This window comes from Georgenia phoenicis (assembly GCF_047302425.1).
In the GTDB taxonomy this organism is placed as follows: Bacteria; Actinomycetota; Actinomycetes; order Actinomycetales; family Actinomycetaceae; genus Oceanitalea.
In genome coordinates this window covers 2,570,766-2,595,113 of the sequence record NZ_CP154855.1, presented here as the reverse complement: position 1 = coordinate 2,595,113, position 24,348 = coordinate 2,570,766, and the positions used below count along the sequence as shown (strand labels likewise).

Here is a 24,348-nt window from a genome sequence, read left to right as displayed (position 1 = left end):
CACCCTCATTCCGGAAGAGCCCTATGAGGACTCAGCTGACCGGCCGCCGCCAAGGGCGTCGGGTACCCCATCGCGGCGTCTTCCGCTGTCAGGGTTTCAAGCGCGGTGTACCCGCCGACGGTAAGGACATTCCATGCCTGGCCGGGCTGCTGGAGGTGCGGCGGCCCGAGGTTGACGTACGGATAGTCAGCAGGGTCGGTCATGGTGTCGGCGTTACCACTGGCGACGACCAGAAGCCGTCCGCGACCACCGTTCCAGGCGAGCACGTCGGCCGCGACCGACCACGAGGTGCGATCGGTCTTCCCAACGGCCGGGATGTCCGCGCCGATGCTGATGTTGTGCACGACCGGACGGTCACCTGAAAGGCTCTCGGCGACGTCCACAGATTCGGCGGTCCGCTCGGCCCATAGGACCCCCCGCTCGGGGTCCCCTCCAGCATCAGCCGCCGTTTCGAGGAGCCGCATCGCGACGAGCCATGCGTCAGCGTGGAGGATTCCGCCCGAGATGCCGTCGGCGAGCGCCGAGTATGCAACGACACCTGCCATTTGAGTTCCGTGGCCATCAGTGTCGGCTGAGCCGAGAACGCCGGGCACGACACTGCCTGCGCCCACGAGAATAGGGCTGATATAGGGATGGGTTGAGTCGATACCGCTGTCGTGGACCGCGACGACGATCGCGCCCTCCGGCGGGGGATCCACCTCCGCCAACTCGCCTGCGGCGTCCTGCGCTTCGGCGAGGACGATCGGAAAGACGGTCGGCGCAAGGTGCACCTCGGCTGCGTCTGGGAGGAGCGCCGGCAGCGCCTTCAGCGCGGCCCCGCTCGCTTGCAGAACGTGCACGTCTCGTTCTGGCCCTCTAAAGACAGGAACCGCAGCGGCGCGATTCTCTGTCAAGGACGCGAAGGCCATGACCGCCGCATCGATCGACCGCTGCTCCTCGGAGCTAAGTCGCGCACCGCCGCGGGTCCAGATTTCAACCCAGACTAGGTCGTCGTCAGGGACGTCGTTGCGGATCTCGCCGAGACTTAGGTCAGCAATCGATGCCAAGGTCACTTCGTCGATGCGCGCGATGGGGTCTCGAAAGCGCGGATTGCCTTTCGCGGTGTCCTCCGCGGCGTAGGCGAGCACCTTTTTCCGCAACCCGCCAAGGTTGTCGGTGACCCTAAATGTCACGCGTCCGTCGTCGCTGACCAGCAGTTCGCTGCCGGAACTCGAGCTGACCAACTTACGCGACACCATCGGGTCTCCGAGCCCTGGCCCTACCGCAGTCACGATGGCTGAGGTCTCGGTGTCTGGCCGCTCGTGGCGAACTTCCGCGATCTGCTGGGTGACGGCGTCGATCTGGGCGAGAACTATGGCCGCTTGCTGACGCCGATCGCGATGAGGCACCTCGGGAGAGCGAGCGGACCGTCGTGTGACGAACTGCTCACGTTTTGCTTGGCGTAAGGCAAGCAGAGGTAGGTCGCTGACGATCACCCCCCGATTCTGTCTGCCGAACTGGGCGACCCGGGGCTGACACGCCCACTGTCCTCGGACGCATCCCTCGCGCGACGCAGCAGGTCGTCCAGTTGGAGTTCAAGCGCGCCCGCAATCGCAGCGACGACTGTGAATCCCGGATCGGTGACTGCAGCCTGCTCAATCTTTGCGAGCGTGTGTCGGGAGACCCCGCTCAAGTCCGCCAGTCGCGTCCGAGTCAAGCCCGCGTCCTCGCGGGCCTCTCTCAGTCTGGCCACAACTGAACGCGCCAGATCCTCGCGCGAACGCGCCTCGCGAGTCGGCCTACCGCGTCGATGCATCCGACCAGTCTAGTGGTAAAATAATATCCATCATGCGAGGGGACGTAGAGTACCCTGGAGGAGGTGAACCATGGCGAACGCCGAGTACTTGACCGAGTTGGTCCGCGCGCACTACAGCGGTGACGACCGACGGTTCTCTAACCTCCTCAACCAAGTGATCGCCGCCGAGTCGCGCGCTGGTCACGGACGCCTCGCGGAGCGCCTGCGGGAATTGCGTATCGAAGGCACGCGGCCCGACACGTCGGCGCGAGCCACTCCGTTGGCGCGGGCGCCGCGCAACCTTGAGCAGATCCTCTCTGTCGGCTACAGCGACACGGAGCTCGCGGACTTGGTACTGACTCCGCCGACGCGCGACTCCCTCGAGCGATACGTCGTGGAACAGCGGCAAGCACAGGCGCTCGCCGACCACGGACTCAAGCCACGCCGTCGACTTCTGCTTCATGGTCCGCCGGGCTGCGGCAAGACGATGACGGCAGCGGCGCTAGCTGGCGAACTCAGGTTGCCGCTGATCCGCGTCCGTCTGGAGGTCGTTTTCAGTAAGTACCTTGGTGAGACAGGTGGCACCTTAGGAGACATATTCGCTGAGGCGGCCCGCCTCCGCGGCGTGTATCTCTTCGACGAGTTCGACGCTCTCGGGCGAACTCGCCTTGACGACAGCGAAGTCGGGGAGGTCAAGCGAGTCGTCACCACCTTCCTTCAACTTCTTGACGCTGACAACAGTGACAGTGTGTTGATCGCCGCGACGAACACCGGCCATGAACTTGATGCTGCGCTCTTCCGCCGGTTCGATGATGTGCTCGAACTGCCCGCGCCGACGGACGCGCAGCGTCGAGAACTGCTTAGCCGCCTGCTGCGCCGGTGGCGAATGAAGCCGACGGAGGCCCAGGTGGCCGACGCTTCCGGTCTCACCTTCGCCGACATCAAGGCTGCGCTCGATGATGCCCATAAGGACGCCATCCTGAGTGGTCAGGCCAAGCCAACACGCGAGTCGATCTCCAAGAGACTCGTCGAGCGCCAAGCGCGCGTCCCCACGCGAGCCAGCTTGGCGTAACGCGGGCTCGTTCGATCGCTCTCCGCAAGAGCAAGTGGGCGCGCTCGGGCCGCGCACACACAGGCTCGTCGCGCTTGAAGGTACGGAGCCGCTCTCGGCTCTAGCCACCGGCGCGTCGGTGCCCGGGGAGCTAGTTGCGTCATTCACTCTTGTGTATAGTTATGCGGGTGACTGTATCTGTAGCCGTGGCCGGGGCCAGTGGGTACGCGGGAGGCGAGGTCCTGCGCCTGCTCCTCGCGCACCCCGAGGTCGAGATCGGCGCGCTCACCGCCAACGCCAGTGCCGGCGACCTCCTCGGGCAGCACCAGCCCCACCTCCTGCCGCTCGCCGACCGTCTCATCGAGCCCACAGACCCCACGCGCCTGGCCGGGCACGACGTCGTCGTCCTCGCCCTCCCGCACGGCGCGTCCGGTGAGCTGACCGACGCGCTCGCCGCCCTCGACGGCCCCACCCCGCTGCTCCTCGACTGCGGCGCCGACCACCGCCTCGAGCACGTCGCCGACTGGGACCAGTTCTACGGCGGCACCTTCGCCGGCGCCTGGCCCTACGGCATGCCCGAGCTGCGCCACGCGGGGGAGAGCGGCACCGCCGCCGCCCAGCGCCAGATCCTGCGCGAGGCCCGCACCGTGGCCGTGCCCGGCTGCAACGTCACCGCCGTCACCCTCGCCCTCCAGCCGGGCGTCAGCGCCGGCGTCGTCGACCCGAGCGACGTCGTCGCCGTCCTCGCCAACGGCTACTCCGGGGCGGGCAAGTCGCTCAAGCCGCACCTGCTCGCTTCCGAGGGGATGGGCACCGCGACGCCCTACGCCGTCGGCGGCACCCACCGCCACGTGCCCGAGATCGAGCAGAACCTGCGCCGCGCCGGCGCCGCCGACGTGCGCCTCTCCTTCACCCCCACCCTCGTGCCCATGGCCCGCGGCATCCTCGCCACCGTCACCGCCCCGCTCACGCCGGGCACGACGACGGCGCAGGTCCGGTCCGCGTGGGAGGACGCCTACGCGGGGGAGACCTTCGTCCGCCTCCTGCCCGAGGGCCAGTGGCCCACCACGGCGGCCACCCTCGGTGCCAACACCGCCCACGTCCAGGTGACCGTCGACGAGCGCGCCGGCCGCGTCGTCGCCGTCTGCGCGATCGACAACCTCGTCAAGGGCACCGCCGGTGCCGCCGTCCAGTCCATGAACCTCGCGCTCGGGCTGCCCGAGCAGCTCGGCCTCACCACCGTGGGAGTCGCCCCGTGAGCGTCACCGTCCCCCAGGGCTTCCGGGCCGCCGGCGTCGCCGCCGGCCTCAAGAGCTCCGGCGGCAAGGACGTCGCGCTCGTCGTCAACGACGGCCCCGCCGCCGTCGCCGCCGCCGTCTTCACGACCAACCGCGTCGTCGCCGCCCCGGTCGTATGGTCGCGCACCGCCGTCGGGGACGGGATCGCCCGCGCCGTCGTCCTCAACTCCGGCGGCGCCAACGCGTGCACCGGCCCCGAGGGCTTCGCCGACACCCACGCCACGGCCGAGCACGTCGCCGAGCGGCTCGGCGTCTCCAGCGGGGACGTCCTCGTCTGCTCCACCGGTCTCATCGGCGAGCGGCTCGACATGCCCGCCCTCACCGCCGGGATCGACGCCGCCGCGGCGGCGCTCTCCGCGGACGGCGGCACCGACGCCGCCGAGGCGATCATGACGACCGACACCATCGCCAAGACCGTCGACGTCGCCGGCGAGGGCTGGTCGGTGGGCGGCATGGTCAAGGGCGCGGGCATGCTCGCCCCGGCGCTCGCGACCATGCTCTGCGTCCTCACCACCGACGCCGAGCTCGACGCTGCCCAGGCCGACGCCATGCTCCGCGAGGCCACTCGGCTGAGCTTCGACCGCGTCGACTCCGACGGCGCGATGTCGACGAACGACACCGTCATCCTCCTCGCCTCCGGCGCCAGCGGCGTCCGCCCCGAGCCGGCCGCCTTCCAGGAGGCGCTCACCAGCGCCGCCCAGCAGCTGGCGCGCCAGCTCATCGCCGACGCCGAGGGCGCGAGCCACGACGTCGCGGTCACCGTGACCGGTGCGACGGACGAGACGGCGGCGCTCGCCGTCGCCCGCGCCGTCACCCGCTCCAACCTCTTCAAGGCCGCGATGTTCGGCAACGACCCGAACTGGGGCCGCATCATCGCCGCCGCCGGCACCGTCCCCGAGGACGTCGCCCCCTACGACCCGCTGCTCCTCGACGTCACCATCAACGGCGTCCAGGTGTGCCGGGCCGGGGGCGTGGGGGAGGACCGCTCCCTCGTCGACCTCGCCGCCAACCGGGAGGTCCACGTCGAGATCGCCCTCCACGCCGGGGACGCCCCGCCCGTCACCGTGTGGACCAACGACCTCACCCACGACTACGTCCACGAGAACAGCGCCTACTCGACATGACCGAGCTCCCCGACAGCCTGCGCCCGGACCAGAAGGCCGAGGTCCTCCTCCAGGCCCTGCCCTGGCTGCGCCGCTTCGCCGGCACCCGCGTCGTCATCAAGTACGGCGGCAACGCGATGGTCGACGAGAACCTCCAGCGCGCCTTCGCCGCGGACGTCCTCTTCCTCCACCAGGTCGGCATGCAGCCGGTCGTCGTCCACGGTGGCGGGCCGCAGATCTCCGCGATGCTCGACCGCCTCGAGATCGCCTCGGAGTTCCGCGGCGGCCTGCGCGTCACCACGCCCGAGGCGATGGCCGTCGTGCGGATGGTCCTCACCGGCCAGGTGCAGCGCGACCTCGTCTCCCTCCTCAACGTGGACACCGCCCACGCCGTCGGCATCTCCGGCGAGGACGGCGGCCTGCTGCGCGCCGAGCGCCGCACCGCCGTCGTCGACGGCGAGCCGGTCGACGTCGGGCTCGTCGGTGACGTCGTCGAGGTCCACCCCTCCGCCGTCGAGGACCTCCTCGCCGCCGGCCGCATCCCGGTGATCTCGACGATCGCCCCCGACGTCACCGACCCCTCCCAGGTCCTCAACGTCAACGCCGACACCGCCGCCGCGGCGCTCGCCGTCGCGCTCGGCGCCCGCAAGCTCGTCGTCCTCACCGACGTCGAGGGCCTGTACCGCTCGTGGCCCGACCGCGGCTCGATCGTGCGGCGCATCGCCGCCAGCGAGCTCGCGCTCATGCTCCCGGACCTCGAGTCCGGCATGGTCCCCAAGATGGAGGCCTGCCTGCGCGCCGTCCAGGGCGGCGTCCCGCAGGCGCACATCGTCGACGGCCGCCAGCCGCACTCGATGCTCCTGGAGATCTTCACCGACGAGGGCGTGGGCACCCTCGTCCTGCCCGACTGGGCCGTCCACTCCACCCACCCGGAGGCACCGTGAGCGAGATCGTCCCCGAGACCCAGCAGCCGGCCGCCGTGTGGGCCGAGCGCTACACCGGCGCGCTCATGAACACCTTCGGCCCCCCCCAGCGCGTCCTCGTGCGCGGGGAGGGCGCGTGGGTGTGGGACGCCGACGGCGGCCGCTACCTCGACCTCCTCGCCGGCATCGCGGTCAACTCCCTGGGCCACGCCCACCCCACCCTCGTCTCCGCCGTCTCCGCGCAGCTGGGGACCCTGGGCCACGTGTCGAACTTCTTCGCCACCCCCACCCAGGTGCACCTCGCCGAGCGGCTGCTGGAGGTCGTCTCGCCCGGCGGCGCCCCGGCCGGCTCGCGCGTATTCCTCGCCAACTCCGGCACCGAGGCGATGGAGGCCGCCTTCAAGCTGGCCCGCCGCCACGGCGAGGGCGCCCGCCCGCGCATCCTCGCCCTCGAGGGCGCCTTCCACGGCCGGACCATGGGCGCGCTCTCGCTCACCCACAAGGCCGCCTACCGCGAGCCGTTCATGCCGCTTCCCGGCGGCGTCGAGCACGTCCCCTTCGGTGACGTCGACGCCCTCGCCGCCGCCATGGACGACGACGTCGCCGCCCTCGTCCTCGAGCCGCTCCAGGGGGAGGCGGGCGTGCGTCCCCTGCCTCCCGGCTACCTCGCCGCGGCCCGCGAGCTCACCTCCCGGCACGGCGCGCTCCTCATCCTCGACGAGGTGCAGACCGGCATGGGCCGCACCGGGCGGTGGATGGCCCACCACCACGACCACGTCGGCGGCGGGGTCGTGCCCGACGTCGTCGTTCTCGCCAAGGGGCTCGCGGGCGGCCTGCCGATCGGCGCCGTCGTCGCCCTCGGGGAGCACGCCGCCACCCTGCTCGGCCCCGGCCAGCACGGCAGCACCTTCGGCGGCAACCCGGTCGCCTCGGCCGCCGCGCTCGCGACGATGCACGTCATCGAGCGCGACGGGCTGCTCACCGCGGTCACCGAGCGCGGCCGCCAGCTGAGCGAGGGCGTCGAGGCGCTCGGCCACCCGCTCGTCGCCGGCGTCCGCGGCGAGGGCCTGCTCCTCGCGGTCATGCTCACCGAGGCCGTCGCGCCGCAGGTGGCCCAGGCCGCGCTGGCGGCCGGCTACATCGTCAACCCGGTCGCCCCCGACGCGATCCGCCTCGCCCCGCCGTTCATCCTCAGCCACGAGCAGGCCGCCGGCTTCCTCGCCGACCTGCCCGCCGTCCTCGACGCCGCCGGAGGTGCCGCATGACCGCCCATTTCCTGCGTGACGACGACCTCTCGGTCGACGCCCAGCGCTCCGTCCTCCAGCTCGCGCTGGACCTCAAGGCCGGCACGGTGGCGCCGCGCCCGTTCGAGGGCCGCTCCGTCGCCGTCCTCTTCGACAAGGCCTCCACCCGCACCCGGGTCTCCTTCTCCGTCGGCATCACCGAGCTCGGCGGGTTCCCGCTCGTCCTCGACTCCGCGTCCACCCAGGTGGGCCGCGGGGAGTCGGTCGAGGACACCGTGCGCGTGCTCGACCGGCACGTCGCCGCCATCGTGTGGCGCACCTTCGGCCAGTCGGCGCTCGACCGCGCCGCCTCCGTCAGCGCCGTGCCCGTCGTCAACGCGCTGACCGACGAGTTCCACCCCTGCCAGATCCTCGCCGACCTCCAGACGGTCGCCGAGCACCGCGGCGGCCTCGCCACCGACGGCCCCGCCCTGGCCGGCCGCTCCCTCGCCTACCTCGGCGACGGCGCGAACAACATGGCCCACTCCTACCTCCTCGGCGGCGTCACCGCCGGCATGGACGTACGGGTCGCGGCACCGGCCGACTACGCGCCCGACCCCGCCGTCGTCGAGCGCGCACGCGCCATCGCGGCCGAGACCGGCGGCAGCGTGCTCGTCACCACCGACGCCGACGAGGCCGTCGACGGCGTCACCGCCGTCGCCACCGACACGTGGGTCTCCATGGGCCAGGAGGGCGAGGCGGGGGAGCGAGAGTCGCCCTTCGTCCCCTACCGGGTCGACGAGCGCCTCATGACACGCGGCGACGACGCGATCTTCCTCCACTGCCTGCCCGTCTACCGGGGCATGGAGGCGACGGCCGACGTCGTCGACGGGCCCCGCTCGGTCATCTGGGACGAGGCGGAGAACCGCCGGCACGCGCAGAAGGCCGTCCTCGTCCACCTCCTCGGGGCGACGCCGTGAGCATCCCCGTCACCCGCCCGGCACGCCACGCGCTCATCGCGCGGCTGCTCACCCACGAGCGCATCTCCTCCCAGAGCGAGCTCAGCGCCCAGCTCGCCTCCCACGGCGTGCAGGTGACCCAGGCGACGCTCTCGCGCGACCTCGTCGAGCTGCGCGCCGGGAAGATCACCCTGCCCGACGGCCGCCAGGTCTACGCCCTCCCGCAGGAGGGCGCGGCCGGGGCGATGGCCCCGCCGGTCGCCCCCGAGCAGGGGCACGGCGCCGCCCGGCTGGCCCGCTGGTGCAGCGAGCTCCTCGTCTCGGCGGACCGCTCCGGCGCCCTCGTTGTGCTGCGCACCCCAGCCGGCGCCGCACAGCTGCTCGCCTCCGCCGTCGACACCGCGGTCCTGCCCGGCGTCATTGGCACCATCGCCGGGGACGACACCGTCCTCGTCATCGCCCGCGACGAGGAGGTCGGCGCCGAGCTCGCCGACCGGCTCCTCGCCCTCGCGGCCTCGACCACCCCCGCACCGGCCCGCACGGCGGCCGACCGTACTCCCGCACCATCCATGGAAAGAGACCACGCATGAGTGACAGCACCACCTCCGCGCCCACCCCGACCTCCGGCAAGGAGCGGGTGGTACTCGCCTACTCCGGCGGGCTGGACACCTCGGTGGCCATCGGCTGGATCGGCGAGCAGACGGGCGCCGAGGTCATCGCCGTCGCCGTCGACGTCGGCCAGGGCGGGGAGGACCTCGACGTCATCCGTCAGCGAGCCCTCGACTGCGGCGCGGTGGAGGCCTACGTGGCCGACGCCCGCGACGAGTTCGCCGAGGAGTACTGCATGCCGGCGCTCAAGGCCAACGCGCTCTACCAGGACCGCTACCCGGTGGTCTCGGCGCTGTCCCGCCCGGTCATCGTCAAGCACCTCGCCCGCGCCGCCCGCCAGTTCGGCGCCACGACCGTGGCCCACGGCTGCACCGGCAAGGGCAACGACCAGGTCCGCTTCGAGGTCGGCATCACCTCCCTGGCCCCGGACCTCAAGTGCCTGGCTCCCGTCCGCGACCTCGCCCTCACCCGCGACGTCGCCATCGCGTACGCCGAGAACCACAACCTGCCGATCGAGACGACGAAGAACAACCCGTTCTCCATCGACCAGAACGTGTGGGGCCGGGCGATCGAGACCGGCTTCCTCGAGGACATCTGGAACGCGCCCACCAAGGACGTCTACAGCTACACCGACGACCCGGCCTTCCCGCCGGTGCCCGACGAGGTCGTCATCACCTTCAAGGAGGGCGTGCCCGTCGCCATCGACGGCGTCCCCGTCACCCCGCTCCAGGCGATCCAGGAGCTCAACCGCCGCGCCGGCGCCCAGGGCGTGGGCCGCATCGACATCGTCGAGGACCGCCTCGTCGGCATCAAGTCCCGCGAGGTCTACGAGGCGCCCGGCGCGATCGCGCTCATCACCGCTCACCAGGAGCTCGAGAACGTCACCGTCGAGCGCGAGCAGGCCCGCTTCAAGAAGGGCGTGGACCAGCGCTGGACCGAGCTCGTCTACGACGGCCAGTGGTTCTCCCCGCTCAAGCGCTCCCTCGACAGCTTCATCGACGACACGCAGCGCTACGTCACCGGTGAGATCCGCCTGCTCCTCCACGGGGGCCGCGCCGTCGTCACCGGCCGCCGCAGCGACACGAGCCTGTACGACTTCAACCTCGCCACCTACGACTCGGGCGACACCTTCGACCAGTCCAACGCCAAGGGCTTCATCGAGATCTACGGCCTCACCGCCAAGCTCGCCGCCGCCCGCGACGCCGCCTTCGGCAACGCCGTGGACCTCGGCACCGGATCTCTGGAGGCAGCCGATGACTGACGCACCGCTGAGCCTGTGGGGCGGGCGCTTCGCCGGCGGCCCCGCCGACGCGCTCACCGAGCTGTCCCGCTCAACCCAGTTCGACTGGCGCCTGGCCCGCCACGACATCGCCGGCTCCCGGGCCCACGCCCGGGCGCTGGCGACGGCGGGCCTGCTCGACGACGCCGAGCTCGCCGGGATGATCCAGGCACTGGACCAGCTCGAGGCCGACGTCGTCTCCGGGGCCTTCGCACCCCAGCCCGACGACGAGGACGTCCACACCGCCCTCGAGCGCGGTCTCATCGAGCGCGCCGGCCCCGCCCTGGGCGGCAAGCTGCGTGCCGGGCGCTCGCGCAACGACCAGATCGCCACGCTCGTGCGCTCCTACCTGCGCGAGCAGGCGCGGCTCCTGGCCGAGGGAGTGCTCGACGTCGTCGGCGCCCTCGTCGACCAGGCCGCCGCCCACCCCGGCGCCGTCATGCCCGGTCGCACCCACCTCCAGCACGCCCAGCCGGTGCTGCTGGCCCACCACCTCCTCGCCCACGCCTGGCCGCTGCTGCGCGACGTCCAGCGCTGGGTCGACTGGGACCGCCGGGCGGGCATCTCGCCCTACGGCTCGGGTGCGCTGGCCGGCTCGTCGCTCGGGCTGGACCCGCGCGCGGTCGCGGCCGACCTCGGCTTCACCGACTCGGTGGAGAACTCGATCGACGGCACCGCCTCGCGCGACGTCGTCGCGGAGTTCGCCTTCGTCGTCGCCATGGTGGGCGTGAACCTCTCGCGGATCAGCGAGGACGTCATCGTGTGGGCGACCAAGGAGTTCGGCTTCGTCCGTCTCGACGACGCCTTCTCCACCGGCTCCTCGATCATGCCGCAGAAGAAGAACCCCGACGTCGCCGAGCTCGCGCGCGGCAAGGCCGGGCGCCTCATCGGCGACCTCACCGGGCTGCTCGCCACCCTCAAGGGGCTGCCGCTCGCCTACAACCGGGACCTCCAGGAGGACAAGGAGCCGGTCTTCGACGGCGTCGACACCCTCTCGGTGCTCCTCCCGGCGGTCTCCGGCATGGTCGCCACGCTCACCTTCGACACCGCGCGGATGGCCGAGCTTGCCCCCCAGGGCTTCTCGCTGGCCACCGACATCGCCGAGTGGCTCGTGCGCCAGGGCGTCGCCTTCCGGGACGCCCACGAGATCGCCGGCGCCTGCGTGCAGGCCTGCGAGAGCGCGGGCACCGAGCTGTGGGACCTCACCGACGACGAGCTCGCCGCGATCTCCCCGCACCTCACCCCCGAGGTGCGCACGGTGCTCAGCGTCGAGGGCTCCGTCGCCTCGCGCAACGGGCGCGGCGGCACCGCCCCCGACCGGGTCGCCGAGCAGCTCGAGTCGGCACGGGCGGCGCTCGCCCAGCTGCGCGAGTGGACGGGCGGCACGAGCGCCTGATGCTCGACCTCGGTCTCCGGTCGCTGGAGCTGGCACCGCTCCTGCTCGGCGCGCACCTCACGGTGCGTGACGACGCGGGAGCGGTGACCGTCCGGCTCACCGAGGTCGAGGCCTACGACGGCGGCAACGACCCGGGCTCCCACGCCTACCGGGGGCTCACCCCGCGCACCGAGGTGATGTTCGGCCCGCCCGGGCGGCTGTACGTGTACTTCACCTACGGCATGCACTGGTGCGCCAACGTCGTGTGCGGCGAGGACGGCCGGGCGAGCGCCGTGCTCCTGCGCGCGGGGGAGGTGGTCGACGGCGTCGAGCTCGCCCGCTCGCGCCGCCCGGCGGCCAAGAAGGACGTCGACCTCGCCCGCGGCCCGGCCCGCATGGCCCAGGCCCTGGGCCTGGCCGGCGCGGACAACGGGGTGGTCATCGAGCCCGGCGGTCGCGCTGAGCTCACCCCCGCCGCGGTGACGGCGAGCGAGGTGGCGACCGGCCCCCGCGTCGGGGTCTCCGGCCCGGGCGGCGACGGCGAGGTGTTCCCGTGGCGCTTCTGGCTGCCCGGCGAACCGACCGTCTCCACCTACCGGCCCGGCGTGCGCCGTCGTCGTCGACCCGCCGCGGACGACGGCGCGGGCGGCTGAGCCGACGGGGCACACTAGTCCCCGGGACCGGAGCGGTCCCGACCGACCAGGAAGGTACGCAGACGTGAGTGACATCCTCGACGAGCTGGAGTGGCGCGGGCTCATCGCCCAGACCACCGACCGCGACGCCATCGGCGCCGCCCTCGCCGCGGGACCGGTCACCTACTACTGCGGCTTCGATCCGACGGCGCCGAGCCTCCACCACGGCCACCTCGTCCAGCTCATCCTCCTGCGCCACCTTCAGCGCGCCGGCCACCGGCCGATCGCGCTCGTCGGCGGGGCGACCGGCCTCATCGGTGACCCGCGGATGTCGGGGGAGCGCACGCTCAACGACCGGGAGGTCGTCGGCGAGTGGACCGAGCGGCTGCGCCGGCAGATCGAGCCCTTCCTCGACTTCGAGGGCGAGAACGCCGCCCGGATGGTCAACAACCTCGACTGGACGAGCGGGCTGAGCGCGATCGACTTCCTCCGGGAGATCGGCAAGCACTACCGGCTGGGCACGATGCTCGCCAAGGACACCGTCGCGCGGCGACTGGCCAGCGACGAGGGAATCTCCTTCACCGAGTTCAGCTACCAGATCCTCCAGGGCATGGACTTCCGCGAGCTGCACCGGCGCTACGGCTGCACGCTGCAGACCGGCGGCAACGACCAGTGGGGCAACCTGCTCTCCGGCGTCGAGCTCATCCGCAAGGCCGACGGCACCGGCGTCCAGGCGATGACGACACCGCTCATCACCAAGGCCGACGGCACGAAGTTCGGCAAGAGCGAGGGCGGGGCGGTGTGGCTGGCCCCGGACATGATGAGCCCGTACGCCTTCTACCAGTTCTGGCTCAACACCGACGACGGCGACGTCGAGCGCTTCCTCAAGATCTTCACCTTCCGCAGCCGCGAGGAGATCGCCGAGCTCGCCACCGCGGTCGCCGAGCGGCCGCAGGCCCGCGAGGGGCAGCGGGTGCTCGCGCAGGACGTGACCACACTGGTGCACGGTGCCGAGGCGACCGAACGGGTCGAGAAGGCCTCCCGCGCGCTGTTCGGCCGCGGTGAGCTGCAGGACCTCGACCCCGAGACCCTCGGGCACGCCGTGGCCGAGCTGCCGCGTGGTGAGGCGGTGGTGGGGGAGTCCAACCTCGTCGACCTGCTCGTCGCGACCGGGCTCGCCAACGGTCGGTCGGCGGCCCGTCGCACCATCGCCGAGGGCGGGGCCTACCTCAACAACGTCAAGCTCACCGACGAGGACCACGTCCTCGCGCCCGAGGACCTGCTCGCGGGGCGGTGGGTGCTCCTGCGCCGGGGGCGCCGCAACCTCGCTGTCGCCGAGGTGGCCGGGGCCTGACCCCGCCCCTCCCACACGACGCCCGTCGGCCACCTCGGCCGGCGGGCGTCCGGCGTCTCCGGTCGCGCGCCTTTAGCCGATGTCGGCGCACGCAGGGCGACGCCGCGCCGTGTGAACGACCGCACAGGCCGACTTTTCCGGCTCGAGGTCCCGCATCGAGGCGCTCTGCGACTCCATCGTCGCAGGTCAGAAGCCGTTTTCGACGGTCCGCTACGGCCCGGACGAAGCCGTTTGACGCTCGGGCGCGGGCGCCGTAGTGTTTCACCTCGTTGCCCCCCAGGGAGGCACGGACGCTAGGCCGGAAGGCTGGGCGGCCGGTCCCGGGGATGGCGAGTCCACACCGAAGCGAGTGACTGTGTCACGCCCACGGGTTGTGGAGGTCGAGCGGTTCGGATCACGTCGGCGGAAGTTGACGGGGTGGGATCGGTCGGGTAAGTTGAAGAGGTTGCCCCGGTCCGGGGTTCGGGTCTGATGGCTCGGGTTCTGGCGGTGTGTGTCTGTTTCTTGAGAACTCAACAGTGTGCCAAGTTTTTGATGCCAAATATGGTCCTGGCGTCGGCTGTGTCCCCTCCGTCTGGTGGGGGCTGGTTGGTGTCTGGGGTCGTTAGTTTGTTTGGTTGATGCCCGTCCCGTGGTTCCTCGTTTCTGCGGGTGGGTGTTTGCCTGGATCGCTCGCCACTGTTTGGTGGTGGGTGTTTCTTCGTATGGTTGTTACCCCTTTTGGGGTGGCGATAGACATTTACGGAGAGTTTGATCCTGGCTCAGGACGAACGCTGGCGGCGTGCTTAACACATGCAAGTCGAACGATGAAGCCCAGCTTGCTGGGTGGATTAGTGGCGAACGGGTGAGTAACACGTGAGTAACCTGCCCCTGACTTCGGGATAACCTCGAGAAATCGTGGCTAATACCGGATATGACACGCATTCGCATGGGTGTGTGTGGAAAGATTTATCGGTTGGGGATGGGCTCGCGGCCTATCAGCTTGTTGGTGGGGTGATGGCCTACCAAGGCGACGACGGGTAGCCGGCCTGAGAGGGTGACCGGCCACACTGGGACTGAGACACGGCCCAGACTCCTACGGGAGGCAGCAGTGGGGAATATTGCACAATGGGCGCAAGCCTGATGCAGCGACGCCGCGTGAGGGATGACGGCCTTCGGGTTGTAAACCTCTTTCAGTAGGGAAGAAGCTCCTCGGAGTGACGGTACCTGCAGAAGAAGCGCCGGCTAACTACGTGCCAGCAGCCGCGGTAATACGTAGGGCGCAAGCGTTGTCCGGAATTATTGGGCGTAAAGAGCTCGTAGGCGGTTTGTCGCGTCTGCTGTGAAAACGCAAGGCTTAACCTTGCGCCTGCAGTGGGTACGGGCAGACTAGAGTGCGGTAGGGGAGACTGGAATTCCTGGTGTAGCGGTGGAATGCGCAGATATCAGGAGGAACACCGATGGCGAAGGCAGGTCTCTGGGCCGTTACTGACGCTGAGGAGCGAAAGCATGGGGAGCGAACAGGATTAGATACCCTGGTAGTCCATGCCGTAAACGTTGGGCACTAGGTGTGGGATCCATTCCACGGGTTCCGTGCCGCAGCTAACGCATTAAGTGCCCCGCCTGGGGAGTACGGCCGCAAGGCTAAAACTCAAAGGAATTGACGGGGGCCCGCACAAGCGGCGGAGCATGCGGATTAATTCGATGCAACGCGAAGAACCTTACCAAGGCTTGACATACACCGGAAAAGTGCAGAGATGTGCTCCCCGTAAGGTCGGTGTACAGGTGGTGCATGGTTGTCGTCAGCTCGTGTCGTGAGATGTTGGGTTAAGTCCCGCAACGAGCGCAACCCTTGTCCTGTGTTGCCAGCACGTAATGGTGGGGACTCATAGGAGACTGCCGGGGTCAACTCGGAGGAAGGTGGGGATGACGTCAAATCATCATGCCCCTTATGTCTTGGGCTTCACGCATGCTACAATGGCCGGTACAAAGGGCTGCGATACCGCGAGGTGGAGCGAATCCCAAAAAGCCGGTCTCAGTTCGGATTGGGGTCTGCAACTCGACCCCATGAAGTCGGAGTCGCTAGTAATCGCAGATCAGCAACGCTGCGGTGAATACGTTCTCGGGCCTTGTACACACCGCCCGTCACGTCATGAAAGTCGGTAACACCCGAAGCCGGTGGCCCAACCCCTTGTGGGAGGGAGCTGTCGAAGGTGGGACTGGCGATTAGGACGAAGTCGTAACAAGGTAGCCGTACCGGAAGGTGCGGCTGGATCACCTCCTTTCTAAGGAGCTCACCACATCATCGCCCGCTTCGTCGGGGTTCATCGGTGGTGTCAGGTGGCCACGCAGGCGCCGCACGTGTGCCTGGTGGTTGCTCATGGGTGGAACATCGATGCTTGGCATGCTGTTGGGTCCTGAGGACACAGGCACCCGGCCACGGTTGTGGCTGGTGGGCGTGTTTCTTCTGGTGGCCGCCTTCTGCCGGCTCTCGCACTGTGTGTGCTGGGGAGACGGGGTTGGTCGGTGGGTTGCTTGAGAACTGTACAGTGGACGCGAGCATCTTTGATCTTTTGTGGTCAAGTTTTTAAGAGCATTCGGTGGATGCCTTGGCACTAGGAGCCGAAGAAGGACGTGGTGGCCTGCGATAAGCCTCGGGGAGTTGGCTAACGAACCGTGATCCGAGGATGTCCGAATGGGGAAACCCAGCTGGGGTCATGCCCAGTTACCCGCGCCTGAATATATAGGGCGTGTGGAGGGAACGTGGGGAAGTGAAACATCTCAGTACCCACAGGAAGAGATATTCCGTGAGTAGTGGCGAGCGAAAGCGGATGAGGCTAAACCGGGGGTGTGTGATAGACGGCAGTCGTTGCACCTCCGGGGTTGTGGGACCCGCCAGCCCGGTCTGCCGACCGGGTAGGGAGTGACAAAGTGCTGTCATAGTCGAACGGTCTGGGAAGGCCGGGCACAGAAGGTGAGACCCCTGTAGACGAAATGGCAGTGCCTCCCGGTGGGGATCCCGAGTAGCACGGGGCCCGTGAAATCCCGTGTGAATCTGGCAAGACCACTTGCTAAGCCTAAATACTACCTAGTGACCGATAGCGGACAAGTACCGTGAGGGAAAGGTGAAAAGTACCCCGGGAGGGGAGTGAAATAGTACCTGAAACCGGATGCTTACAACCCGTCGGAGCCTCCCTAGTTGGGGTGACGGCGTGCCTTTTGAAGAATGAGCCTGCGAGTTAGTGGTACGTGGCGAGGTTAACCCGTGTGGGGAAGCCGTAGCGAAAGCGAGTCCGAACAGGGCGACACAGTCGCGTGCTCTAGACCCGAAGCGAAGTGATCTACCCATGGGCAGGTTGAAGCGCGGGTAAGACCGCGTGGAGGACCGAACCCACTTAGGTTGAAAACTGAGGGGATGACCTGTGGGTAGGGGTGAAAGGCCAATCAAACTTCGTGATAGCTGGTTCTCCCCGAAATGCATTTAGGTGCAGCGTTGCGTGTTTCTTGCCGGAGGTAGAGCTACTGGATGGCCGATGGGCCCCAACAGGTTACTGACGTCAGCCAAACTCCGAATGCCGGTAAGTGTAAGCGCAGCAGTGAGACTGCGGGGGATAAGCTTCGTAGTCGAGAGGGAAACAGCCCAGACCACCGGCTAAGGCCCCTAAGCGTGTGCTAAGTGGGAAAGGATGTGGAGTTGCACAGACAACCAGGAGGTTGGCTTAGAAGCAGCCACCCTTGAAAGAGTGCGTAATAGCTCACTGGTCAAGTGATTCTGCGCCGACAATTCAGCGGGGCTCAAGCACACCGCCGAAGCCGTGGCATCAGCACATGTCCCCAGCACCCACCTTCGGGTTGGTGTTCAGGGGTGTTGATGGGTAGGGGAGCGTCGTGTGGGAGGTGAAGCTGCGGGGTGACCCAGTGGTGGATCCCACACGAGTGAGAATGCAGGCATGAGTAGCGAAAGACGGGTGAGAAACCCGTCCGCCGAATGACCAAGGGTTCCAGGGCCAGGTTAATCCGCCCTGGGTAAGTCGGGACCTAAGGCGAGGCCGACAGGCGTAGTCGATGGACAACGGGTTGATATTCCCGTACCGGCGAAACACCGCCCATACCGAGCCCGGTGATGCTAACCGCCCAACGCCCACATGACACCCTTCGGGGTGCGCGTGGGCCGCGCGCGGGACCCGAACCGGTAGTAGGTAAGCGTATTAACAGGGGTGACGCAGACAGGTAGCCTCCGCGTGCTTTATGGCTATGCACGTCTAAGGAAGCAGGGCGAGGTCCAGGCAAATCCGGGCCTCATACAAGCCTCAGAGCCGATAGTGACCGCATTCGCGGGAAGCAGGGTGATCCTATGCTGCCAAGAAAAGCCTCGACGCGAGGTGTTAGCCGCCCGTACCCTAAACCGACTCAGGTGGTCAGGTAGAGTATACCAAGGCGATCGAGATAATCACGGTTAAGGAACTCGGCAAAATGCCCCCGTAACTTCGGGAGAAGGGGGGCCTGAGGGGTGAAGCCACTTGCTGGCTAGCCTTTGAAGGCCGCAGAGACCAGGGAGAAGCGACTGTTTACTAAAAACACAGGTCCGTGCGAAGTCGCAAGACGATGTATACGGACTGACGCCTGCCCGGTGCTGGAAGGTTAAGAGGACGGGTCAGCTCAACTTCGGTTGGGCGAAGCTCAGAATTTAAGCCCCAGTAAACGGCGGTGGTAACTATAACCATCCTAAGGTAGCGAAATTCCTTGTCGGGTAAGTTCCGACCTGCACGAATGGCGTAACGACTTCTCCGCTGTCTCAACCGTGAACTCGGCGAAATTGCACTACGAGTAAAGATGCTCGTTACGCGCAGCAGGACGGAAAGACCCCGGGACCTTTACTATAGCTTGGTATTGGTGTTCGGGACGGCTTGTGTAGGATAGGTGGGAGACTGTGAAGCAGCCACGCCAGTGGTTGTGGAGTCATCGTTGAAATACCACTCTGGTCGTTCTGAACATCTAACTTCGGTCCGTAATCCGGACCAGGGACAGTGCCTGGTGGGTAGTTTAACTGGGGCGGTTGCCTCCCAAAATGTAACGGAGGCGCTCAAAGGTTCCCTCAGCCTGGTTGGCAATCAGGTGGCGAGTGTAAGTGCACAAGGGAGCTTGACTGTGAGACTGACAGGTCGAGCAGGGACGAAAGTCGGAACTAGTGATCCGGCGGTGGCTTGTGGAAGCGCCGTCGCTCAACGGATAAAAGGTACCCCGGGGATAACAGGCTGATCTTGCCCAAGAGTCCATATCGACGGCATGGTTTGGCACCTCGATGTCGGCTCGTCGCATCCTGGGGCTGGAGTAGGTCCCAAGGGTTGGGCTGTTCGCCCATTAAAGCGGTACGCGAGCTGGGTTTAGAACGTCGTGAGACAGTTCGGTCCCTATCCGCTGCGCGCGCAGGAAACTTGAGAAGGCCTGTCCCTAGTACGAGAGGACCGGGACGGACGAACCTCTGGTGTGCCAGTTGTTCCGCCAGGAGCACGGCTGGTTGGCTACGTTCGGAAGGGATAACCGCTGAAAGCATCTAAGCGGGAAGCCTGCTTCAAGATGAGGTTTCCACCACCCTCGAGGTGGGAAGGCCCCCAGCAGAACACTGGGTTGATAGGCCGGACGTGGAAGCGGGGACTAAAGACCCGTGGAGCTGACCGGTACTAATTGGCCAACAACTTCACCACACTCATGAAGATCAATGACTGACGCGTCCACTGTACGGTTCTGGAGCCACCCACCCCACACACACCCGTGTGTGAGGAAGCGGTCGGACAACTCCACAGAGTTACGGCGGTCATAGCGAGGGGGAAACGCCCGGTCCCATTCCGAACCCGGAAGCTAAGCCCCTCAGCGCCGATGGTACTGCGTGGGAGACTACGTGGGAGAGTAGGACACCGCCGAACACCCGTTCCGTAAGGGCCGCAACGATGCGTTGCGGCCCTTACGTGTTTCTGCACCCGGTGCAGCCCAGACGAGGAGAGAGACCGATGGACGACCACACGAACAGCTCATCACGTGGCGAGGGTCGCTCCGGGCGGCCCGAGCGCGGGTCGGCCGGCTCCGGCCGCGGCGCAGGTCAGGGAGGACCGCGCCGTGACGGCGGGAGCCAGCGCCCCTACCGCAAGAACGACGGCCCGCGGAGCTCGGCTCCCCGACGCGAGGGCGACAACCGCGGCGAGTGGAGCTCCCGCGACCGCCGTGACGGCGGCCGCGGTGGAGACCGCGAGCGTCCGTACCAGCCGCGACGCGAGGGCGACGGGCCCCGACGTGACGGTCGCACACCCGACAACCGCGAGGGTGGTCCTCGTCGCGAGGGGCGTCCGTCCTACAACCGTGAGGGTGGCCCCCGCCGCGACTTCGGTGACCGCCGTGACGGTCCGCGTGACGACCGCCGCCCCCGCGGCGAGTGGGGTTCGCGTTCCACCGGTGATCGTGGTCCGCGCCGTGAGGGCGACGACCGTCGTCCCCGCGGTGACTGGGGCTCCCGTCCTGGCGGTGACCGTGACGGCGCGCGCCGTACGGGGGACCGTGACTTCGCTCCGCGCCGTGATGGTGGCGGTCGTGACTTCGGCCCGCGTCGCGACTCCGACAACCGTGGTGGCCGTGACTTCGGTGGCCGTGGTGGGGACGAGCGCCGCGGTGGTCGTGACTTCGGTCCGCGCCGTGACGGTGACAGCCGTGGTGGTCGTGACTTCGGTCCGCGCCGTGACGGTGACAGCCGTGGTGGTCGTGACTTCGGTCCGCGCCGGGACTCCGACAACCGTGGTGGCCGTGACTTCGGTGGCCGCGGCGGGGACGAGCGTCGTGGGGGCCGTGACTTCGGCCCGCGTCGCGACTCCGACAACCGTCGCGACGGCGGCCGCAGCGGTGGTGAGCGCCGTGACTTCGGTCCGCGCCGTGACGGCGACGACCGCCGTCCGCGCGGTGGCTCCGACGACCGCCGGGATAACCGTCGGGACGGGTGGAGCTCTCGCCCGCCCCGTACGGGTGAGCAGTCGTCCGGTGGCCGGGAGGAGCGCAGCTTCCGGCCGCGCGGCGAGGACGACCGTCGTGGTGGCTCGCGCCGGGACGCGCGACGCGACGACCCCCGCGCCCCCCGGCGCTTCAGCCGGGATCAGGGCGACGGCCCGGTCACCGCGCGCAGCGGCCGCCCCAGCCGTCCGGGTGAGCTCGACCCGCGGCGTGTGGAGCGGACCCCCGACCCGCTCGTCGACGAGGACGTCACGCCCGACATGCTCGACCGCGCGGCACGCGCCCGCCTGCGGACGCTGAGCAAGTCCAACGCCGACCACGTCGCCTCCCACCTCGTCATGGCAGGCCGCCTCGTCGACGTCGACCCCGAGCGTGCCTACGAGCACGCCAGCACTGCCGTGCGCAGCGCCGGCCGTGTCGACGTCGTCCGGGAGGCGCTGGCGCTCACCGCCTACGCCACCGGTCGCTACGCCGAGGCGCTGCGCGAGGTGCGCACCGTGCGCCGGCTGAGCGGAATTGACGCCCACCCGGCGATCGAGGCCGACTGCGAGCGTGGCCTGGGCCGCCCCGAGCGGGCGCTCAGCGTCATCGCCGAGGCCAAGGGGCGCAAGCTCCCGGTCGCGGAGGCCGTCGAGCTCACGCTCGTCGAGAGCGGCGCCCGCGCCGATCTTGGCGAGCACGAGGCCGCCCTGCTTGTCGTGGAGCGTCTGCTGCCCGCCATCAAGGAGGCCGAGCCGAAGCGCCGTCTGCAGCTCGTGCGGGCCGACCGTCTCGAGACCCTCGGTCGTCACGAGGAGGCCGCCGCTGTCCGCGAGGCAGCCGGTGAGTTCCCGGTCGAGGACGAGGACCTCGTGGTCGTCGACCTGCTCGGTGACGAGGACGAGGACGCGGCACCGACTCACTCGCCGAGTGCTGTCGACACCGGCGCCGAGACGGAGGAGGAGGCTGAGCCCGCGCAGGCGCAGTCCGAGACCGTGCCCGACGTGGCCGACGAGCCGCAGATCGAGGCGGAGGCCGAGCCGCAGATCGAGGCGGAGCCCGAGCCCCAGCCGGAGCCTGAGGCCGAGGCGGAGCCCGAGCCCCAGCCGGAGCCTGAGGCCGAGGTGGAGCCGGAGCCTGAGGCCGAGGTGGAGCCGGAGCCTGAGGCTGAGGTGGAGCCGGAGCCTGAGGCTGAGGTGGAGCCGGAGCCTGAGGCCGAGGTGGAGCCGGAGCCTGAGGCCGAGGTGGAGCCGGAGCCCGAACCCGAGTCGGCGCCCGAGTCCCCGGCCGCGGCCGACGAGGAGGAGCCCGCGCAGGTCCAGCTCGACCTGTTCGCCGACACCGAGGAGGAGCGTCCGTGACCTCGACCCTCACCGGGTCCGCGGTGCCTGCCGAGACCTACGACGTCGCCCTCTACGACCTCGACGGTGTCGTGTACCTGGGTGACGAGCCCGTCGCCCACGCGCCGGCCGCCATCCAGGCAGCCGCCGAGCGCGGCCTGCGTCCGCTGTACGTCACGAACAACTCCTCGCGCGAGCCGGAGGACATCGCCGCGCAGATCGCCGGCTTCGGCATCCCGTGCGAGCCGCAGGAGATCGTCACCTCGGCGCAGTCGGTGGCCCTGCTCCTCCAGGAGGAGCTCGAGCCCGGCGCCCGAGTGCTCCCGGTCGGCGGCAAGGGGCTGCGGACGGCGCTGAGCGCGGCGGGCTTCGAGCTCGTCGGCAGCGCGGCGGACGCACCGGCGGCCGTCGTCCAGGGTTTCGCCCCGGACCTCGGCTGGCGCGACCTCGCCGAGGCCGCCTATGCCGTCGGGGCCGGCGCGCGTCACGTCGCCACCAACCTCGACGGCTCCATCCCCAAGGAGCGCGGGGTCGCACCGGGCAACGGTGCGCTCGTTCGCGCCGTCGTCGAGGCGACGGGCGTCGAGCCCCTCGCCTCGGGCAAGCCGCTGCCGGCGATCTACCACCAGGCCGCGGAGCGGCTCGGGGCCTCGTCCCCGATCGCCGTCGGCGACCGGCTCGACACCGACCTCGAGGGCGCCCGCGCCGCCGGCATGCCCGGCCTGCTCGTCCTCACCGGTGTGACGACGGCGCGCGACACCGTCCTCGCACCCGCGCACCAGCGCCCCTCGCTCCTCGCCCTCGACCTCCGTGGGCTCTTCGTCCAGCACCCCACGCCGCTCGCGGTCGAGGACGGCTGGTGGGGCTGCGGCGCCGCCGTCGCGCGCGTGCACGACGGCGCGCTCGAGCTCGTCGACGACCCCACCGGTCCGCTCGGTCCGTCGAACCCGCAGCGGCTCGACGGCGGCCGCGCGCGCGTCAGCCTCGACGGCTGGCGGGCGCTGTGCGTCGCAGCGTGGGACGCCGCCGACCGCGGCGCCCCGCTCGCCCCGGAGACCGTGCCCGCACTGCTCGTCGGCTGACCGGATCCCATGACCCGAAGCGCAACCCAGGAGAGGACCGGACGCCGCGCCGAGATCGGTGCCGGCGTCCGGGCCTCCCTGGCCGCCGGCCTCGGCCTGTTCCCGCTCGGGCTCGCCTTCGGCCTCCTCGTCATCCAGGCGGGGCTGCCGTGGTGGCTCGCCCCTGCCCTGTCCGTCGCGGCCTTCGCCGGGTCGCTCGAGCTCCTGCTCGTCGGCATGATCAGCGGGGGAGCGTCGCTCGCGGCGATCGCGATCACCACCCTCGTCGTCAACTTCCGGCACGTCTTCTACGCCTTCTCCTTCCCGCTGCGCGTCGTCCGCAACCCGCTGGCGCGCGCGTACTCGGTCTACGCGCTCATCGACGAGGCCTACGCGATGACGGCCGTGCGGCCCCAGGGCTGGACGTCGTGGCGGCTCATCTCGATGCAGGTGTGCTTCCAGGCCTACTGGGTCGGTGGCGGCCTCACGGGGGTCGCCGTCGCCTCCCTCCTGCCCGGGCCGATCGCCGGGCTGGAGTTCGCGTTGTGCGCCCTGTTCATCACCCTCACCCTCGACGCCGCACGTAGCCGCCGCGAGATCCCCTCCCTGCTCCTCGCCGGGCTGGCCTTCACCGTGGCCGTCGTCGTGGCGCCCGGCTCGGTGCTCCTCGTCGGGCTCGTCGTCCTCGTGGCGCTGCTGCTCCTGCGGTACGCCCTGACGAGGAGGGGCGCCCGTGCCTGAGCCCGGCTACGTCGTCGCCGTCCTCGTCGTCGTCTTCGCCATCAACCTCGCGCTGCGGGCGGTGCCCTTCGCGATCCTCGAACCGCTGCGCGAGTCGCGGCTCGTGGCGACGATGGCGGCCTGGATGCCCGCGGGGATCCTCGCGGTGCTCGCGGCCTCGACCTTCCGCTCCTCGGCCGCCGGGGGGCACCTGGTCCACGCCGCACTCGCCGCGGCCGTCACCGTCGCCGTCCACCTCACCGCGGGGCGCCGCACGCTGCTCAGCGTGGGCGCCGGCACCCTCACCTACGTCCTGCTCGTCAACCTCACCTGAGGAGCGTGCCGCCCCGGCGGTAAGTGTGCTGTCGGCGGTAAGTGTGCTGTCGGCGGCAACTGTGCTGTCGGCGGTAAGTGTGCTCTCGGCGCGGGGTGGGGGCGGTCCGCCGGGACGTCCCGGCGGTACATTGGCGGGAGTCGGAAACCGCGGACGTGAGAAGGAGACCCATGCCGGACGTGACGCCAGCGCCAGCCCCTCGGCCCGCGCCGCCGCGACCCGGTCCTCCCGCCGCCCCGCAACCGGTCCCCGAGCTCGCGGAGCTCGAGACCCTCGCCGAGCGTCCCCTCAGCGAGCACGTCACCGTCCTCGACGCCGTCCACCGCGCCCTGGCAGCCCAGCTGTCGGCGGCCGAGTCCTGA

At 69.3% G+C, this 24,348-nt stretch carries 18 protein-coding genes and 3 rRNA genes; 19 read left to right on the top strand and 2 right to left on the bottom strand.

Annotated features, from left to right (window positions below):
• Positions 1-5 precede the first annotated feature (5 nt).
• A complete protein-coding gene (locus AA0005_RS12345) occupies positions 6-1,475 on the bottom strand; it encodes a S8 family serine peptidase (protein WP_413450471.1) in 1,470 nt (489 codons plus the stop codon).
• The gene (locus tag AA0005_RS12340) at positions 1,472-1,795 is read right to left on the bottom strand and encodes a helix-turn-helix transcriptional regulator (RefSeq protein WP_413450470.1); all 324 of its coding nucleotides are present in this window, start codon (positions 1,793-1,795) and stop codon (positions 1,472-1,474) included. Before AA0005_RS12340 ends, AA0005_RS12345 begins: the two co-directional genes overlap by 4 nt.
• Before the next feature lie 70 nt (positions 1,796-1,865).
• Here AA0005_RS12340 and AA0005_RS12335 point away from each other — a divergent pair, with 70 nt between their 5' ends.
• The 19 genes from AA0005_RS12335 (at position 1,866) to AA0005_RS12245 (ending at position 24,348) form a co-directional block, all read left to right on the top strand.
• Positions 1,866-2,846 (top strand): AAA family ATPase, encoded by a 981-nt coding sequence (locus AA0005_RS12335; RefSeq protein ID WP_413450469.1) that lies wholly within the window; start codon positions 1,866-1,868, stop codon positions 2,844-2,846.
• A 161-nt stretch (positions 2,847-3,007) separates the two neighbouring features.
• Entirely contained in the window at positions 3,008-4,084 is a 1,077-nt protein-coding gene (gene argC / locus AA0005_RS12330) for an N-acetyl-gamma-glutamyl-phosphate reductase (protein ID WP_413450468.1), read from the top strand.
• Positions 4,081-5,247 (top strand): bifunctional glutamate N-acetyltransferase/amino-acid acetyltransferase ArgJ, encoded by a 1,167-nt coding sequence (argJ, locus tag AA0005_RS12325; RefSeq protein ID WP_413450467.1) that lies wholly within the window; start codon positions 4,081-4,083, stop codon positions 5,245-5,247. The genes argC and argJ overlap by 4 nt, the downstream gene beginning before the upstream one ends.
• Positions 5,244-6,170: an acetylglutamate kinase gene (gene argB, locus AA0005_RS12320; RefSeq protein WP_413450466.1), complete on the top strand. Its 927-nt coding sequence runs from the start codon at positions 5,244-5,246 to the stop codon at positions 6,168-6,170. Before argJ ends, argB begins: the two co-directional genes overlap by 4 nt.
• Positions 6,167-7,414, top strand: a complete 1,248-nt coding sequence (locus tag AA0005_RS12315) for an acetylornithine transaminase (protein WP_413450465.1) — start codon at positions 6,167-6,169, stop codon at positions 7,412-7,414. Before argB ends, AA0005_RS12315 begins: the two co-directional genes overlap by 4 nt.
• Complete coding sequence (gene argF, locus AA0005_RS12310; RefSeq protein ID WP_413450464.1) at positions 7,411-8,352, top strand: ornithine carbamoyltransferase; 942 nt, start codon at positions 7,411-7,413, stop codon at positions 8,350-8,352. The genes AA0005_RS12315 and argF overlap by 4 nt, the downstream gene beginning before the upstream one ends.
• Positions 8,349-8,921 (top strand): arginine repressor, encoded by a 573-nt coding sequence (gene argR, locus AA0005_RS12305; RefSeq protein ID WP_413450463.1) that lies wholly within the window; start codon positions 8,349-8,351, stop codon positions 8,919-8,921. Before argF ends, argR begins: the two co-directional genes overlap by 4 nt.
• Positions 8,918-10,201: an argininosuccinate synthase gene (locus AA0005_RS12300; RefSeq protein ID WP_413450462.1), complete on the top strand. Its 1,284-nt coding sequence runs from the start codon at positions 8,918-8,920 to the stop codon at positions 10,199-10,201. Before argR ends, AA0005_RS12300 begins: the two co-directional genes overlap by 4 nt.
• Positions 10,194-11,615, top strand: coding sequence for an argininosuccinate lyase (gene argH / locus AA0005_RS12295; protein ID WP_413450461.1), 1,422 nt, complete (start codon positions 10,194-10,196; stop codon positions 11,613-11,615). The genes AA0005_RS12300 and argH overlap by 8 nt, the downstream gene beginning before the upstream one ends.
• Positions 11,615-12,247, top strand: a complete 633-nt coding sequence (locus AA0005_RS12290; protein ID WP_413450460.1) for a DNA-3-methyladenine glycosylase — start codon at positions 11,615-11,617, stop codon at positions 12,245-12,247. Before argH ends, AA0005_RS12290 begins: the two co-directional genes overlap by 1 nt.
• A gap of 64 nt (positions 12,248-12,311) precedes the next feature.
• Positions 12,312-13,580 carry a tyrosine--tRNA ligase gene (gene tyrS, locus AA0005_RS12285; protein WP_413450459.1) on the top strand — a complete coding sequence of 423 codons (1,269 nt, stop codon included), beginning with the start codon at positions 12,312-12,314 and terminating at the stop codon, positions 13,578-13,580.
• 738 nt (positions 13,581-14,318) lie between these two features.
• Positions 14,319-15,844, top strand: a 16S ribosomal RNA gene (locus tag AA0005_RS12280).
• Between the two features lie 292 nt (positions 15,845-16,136).
• Positions 16,137-19,264: ribosomal RNA gene (locus AA0005_RS12275) — 23S ribosomal RNA — on the top strand.
• Positions 19,265-19,366: 102 nt separating this feature from the next.
• Positions 19,367-19,483: ribosomal RNA gene (gene rrf, locus AA0005_RS12270) — 5S ribosomal RNA — on the top strand.
• The 16S, 23S and 5S rRNA genes sit together here, the layout of an rRNA operon.
• Positions 19,484-20,764: 1,281 nt before the next feature.
• Positions 20,765-21,892: a hypothetical protein gene (locus AA0005_RS12265; protein ID WP_413450458.1), complete on the top strand. Its 1,128-nt coding sequence runs from the start codon at positions 20,765-20,767 to the stop codon at positions 21,890-21,892.
• On the top strand, positions 21,889-22,953 hold the full coding sequence (locus tag AA0005_RS12260) for an HAD-IIA family hydrolase (RefSeq protein WP_413450457.1): 1,065 nt from the start codon (positions 21,889-21,891) through the stop codon (positions 22,951-22,953). Before AA0005_RS12265 ends, AA0005_RS12260 begins: the two co-directional genes overlap by 4 nt.
• 9 nt (positions 22,954-22,962) lie before the next feature.
• Positions 22,963-23,673 carry an AzlC family ABC transporter permease gene (locus AA0005_RS12255; RefSeq protein ID WP_413450456.1) on the top strand — a complete coding sequence of 237 codons (711 nt, stop codon included), beginning with the start codon at positions 22,963-22,965 and terminating at the stop codon, positions 23,671-23,673.
• Positions 23,666-23,986 (top strand): AzlD domain-containing protein, encoded by a 321-nt coding sequence (locus tag AA0005_RS12250; protein WP_413450455.1) that lies wholly within the window; start codon positions 23,666-23,668, stop codon positions 23,984-23,986. Before AA0005_RS12255 ends, AA0005_RS12250 begins: the two co-directional genes overlap by 8 nt.
• Before the next feature lie 179 nt (positions 23,987-24,165).
• The gene (locus AA0005_RS12245; protein WP_413450454.1) at positions 24,166-24,348 is read left to right on the top strand and encodes a hypothetical protein; all 183 of its coding nucleotides are present in this window, start codon (positions 24,166-24,168) and stop codon (positions 24,346-24,348) included.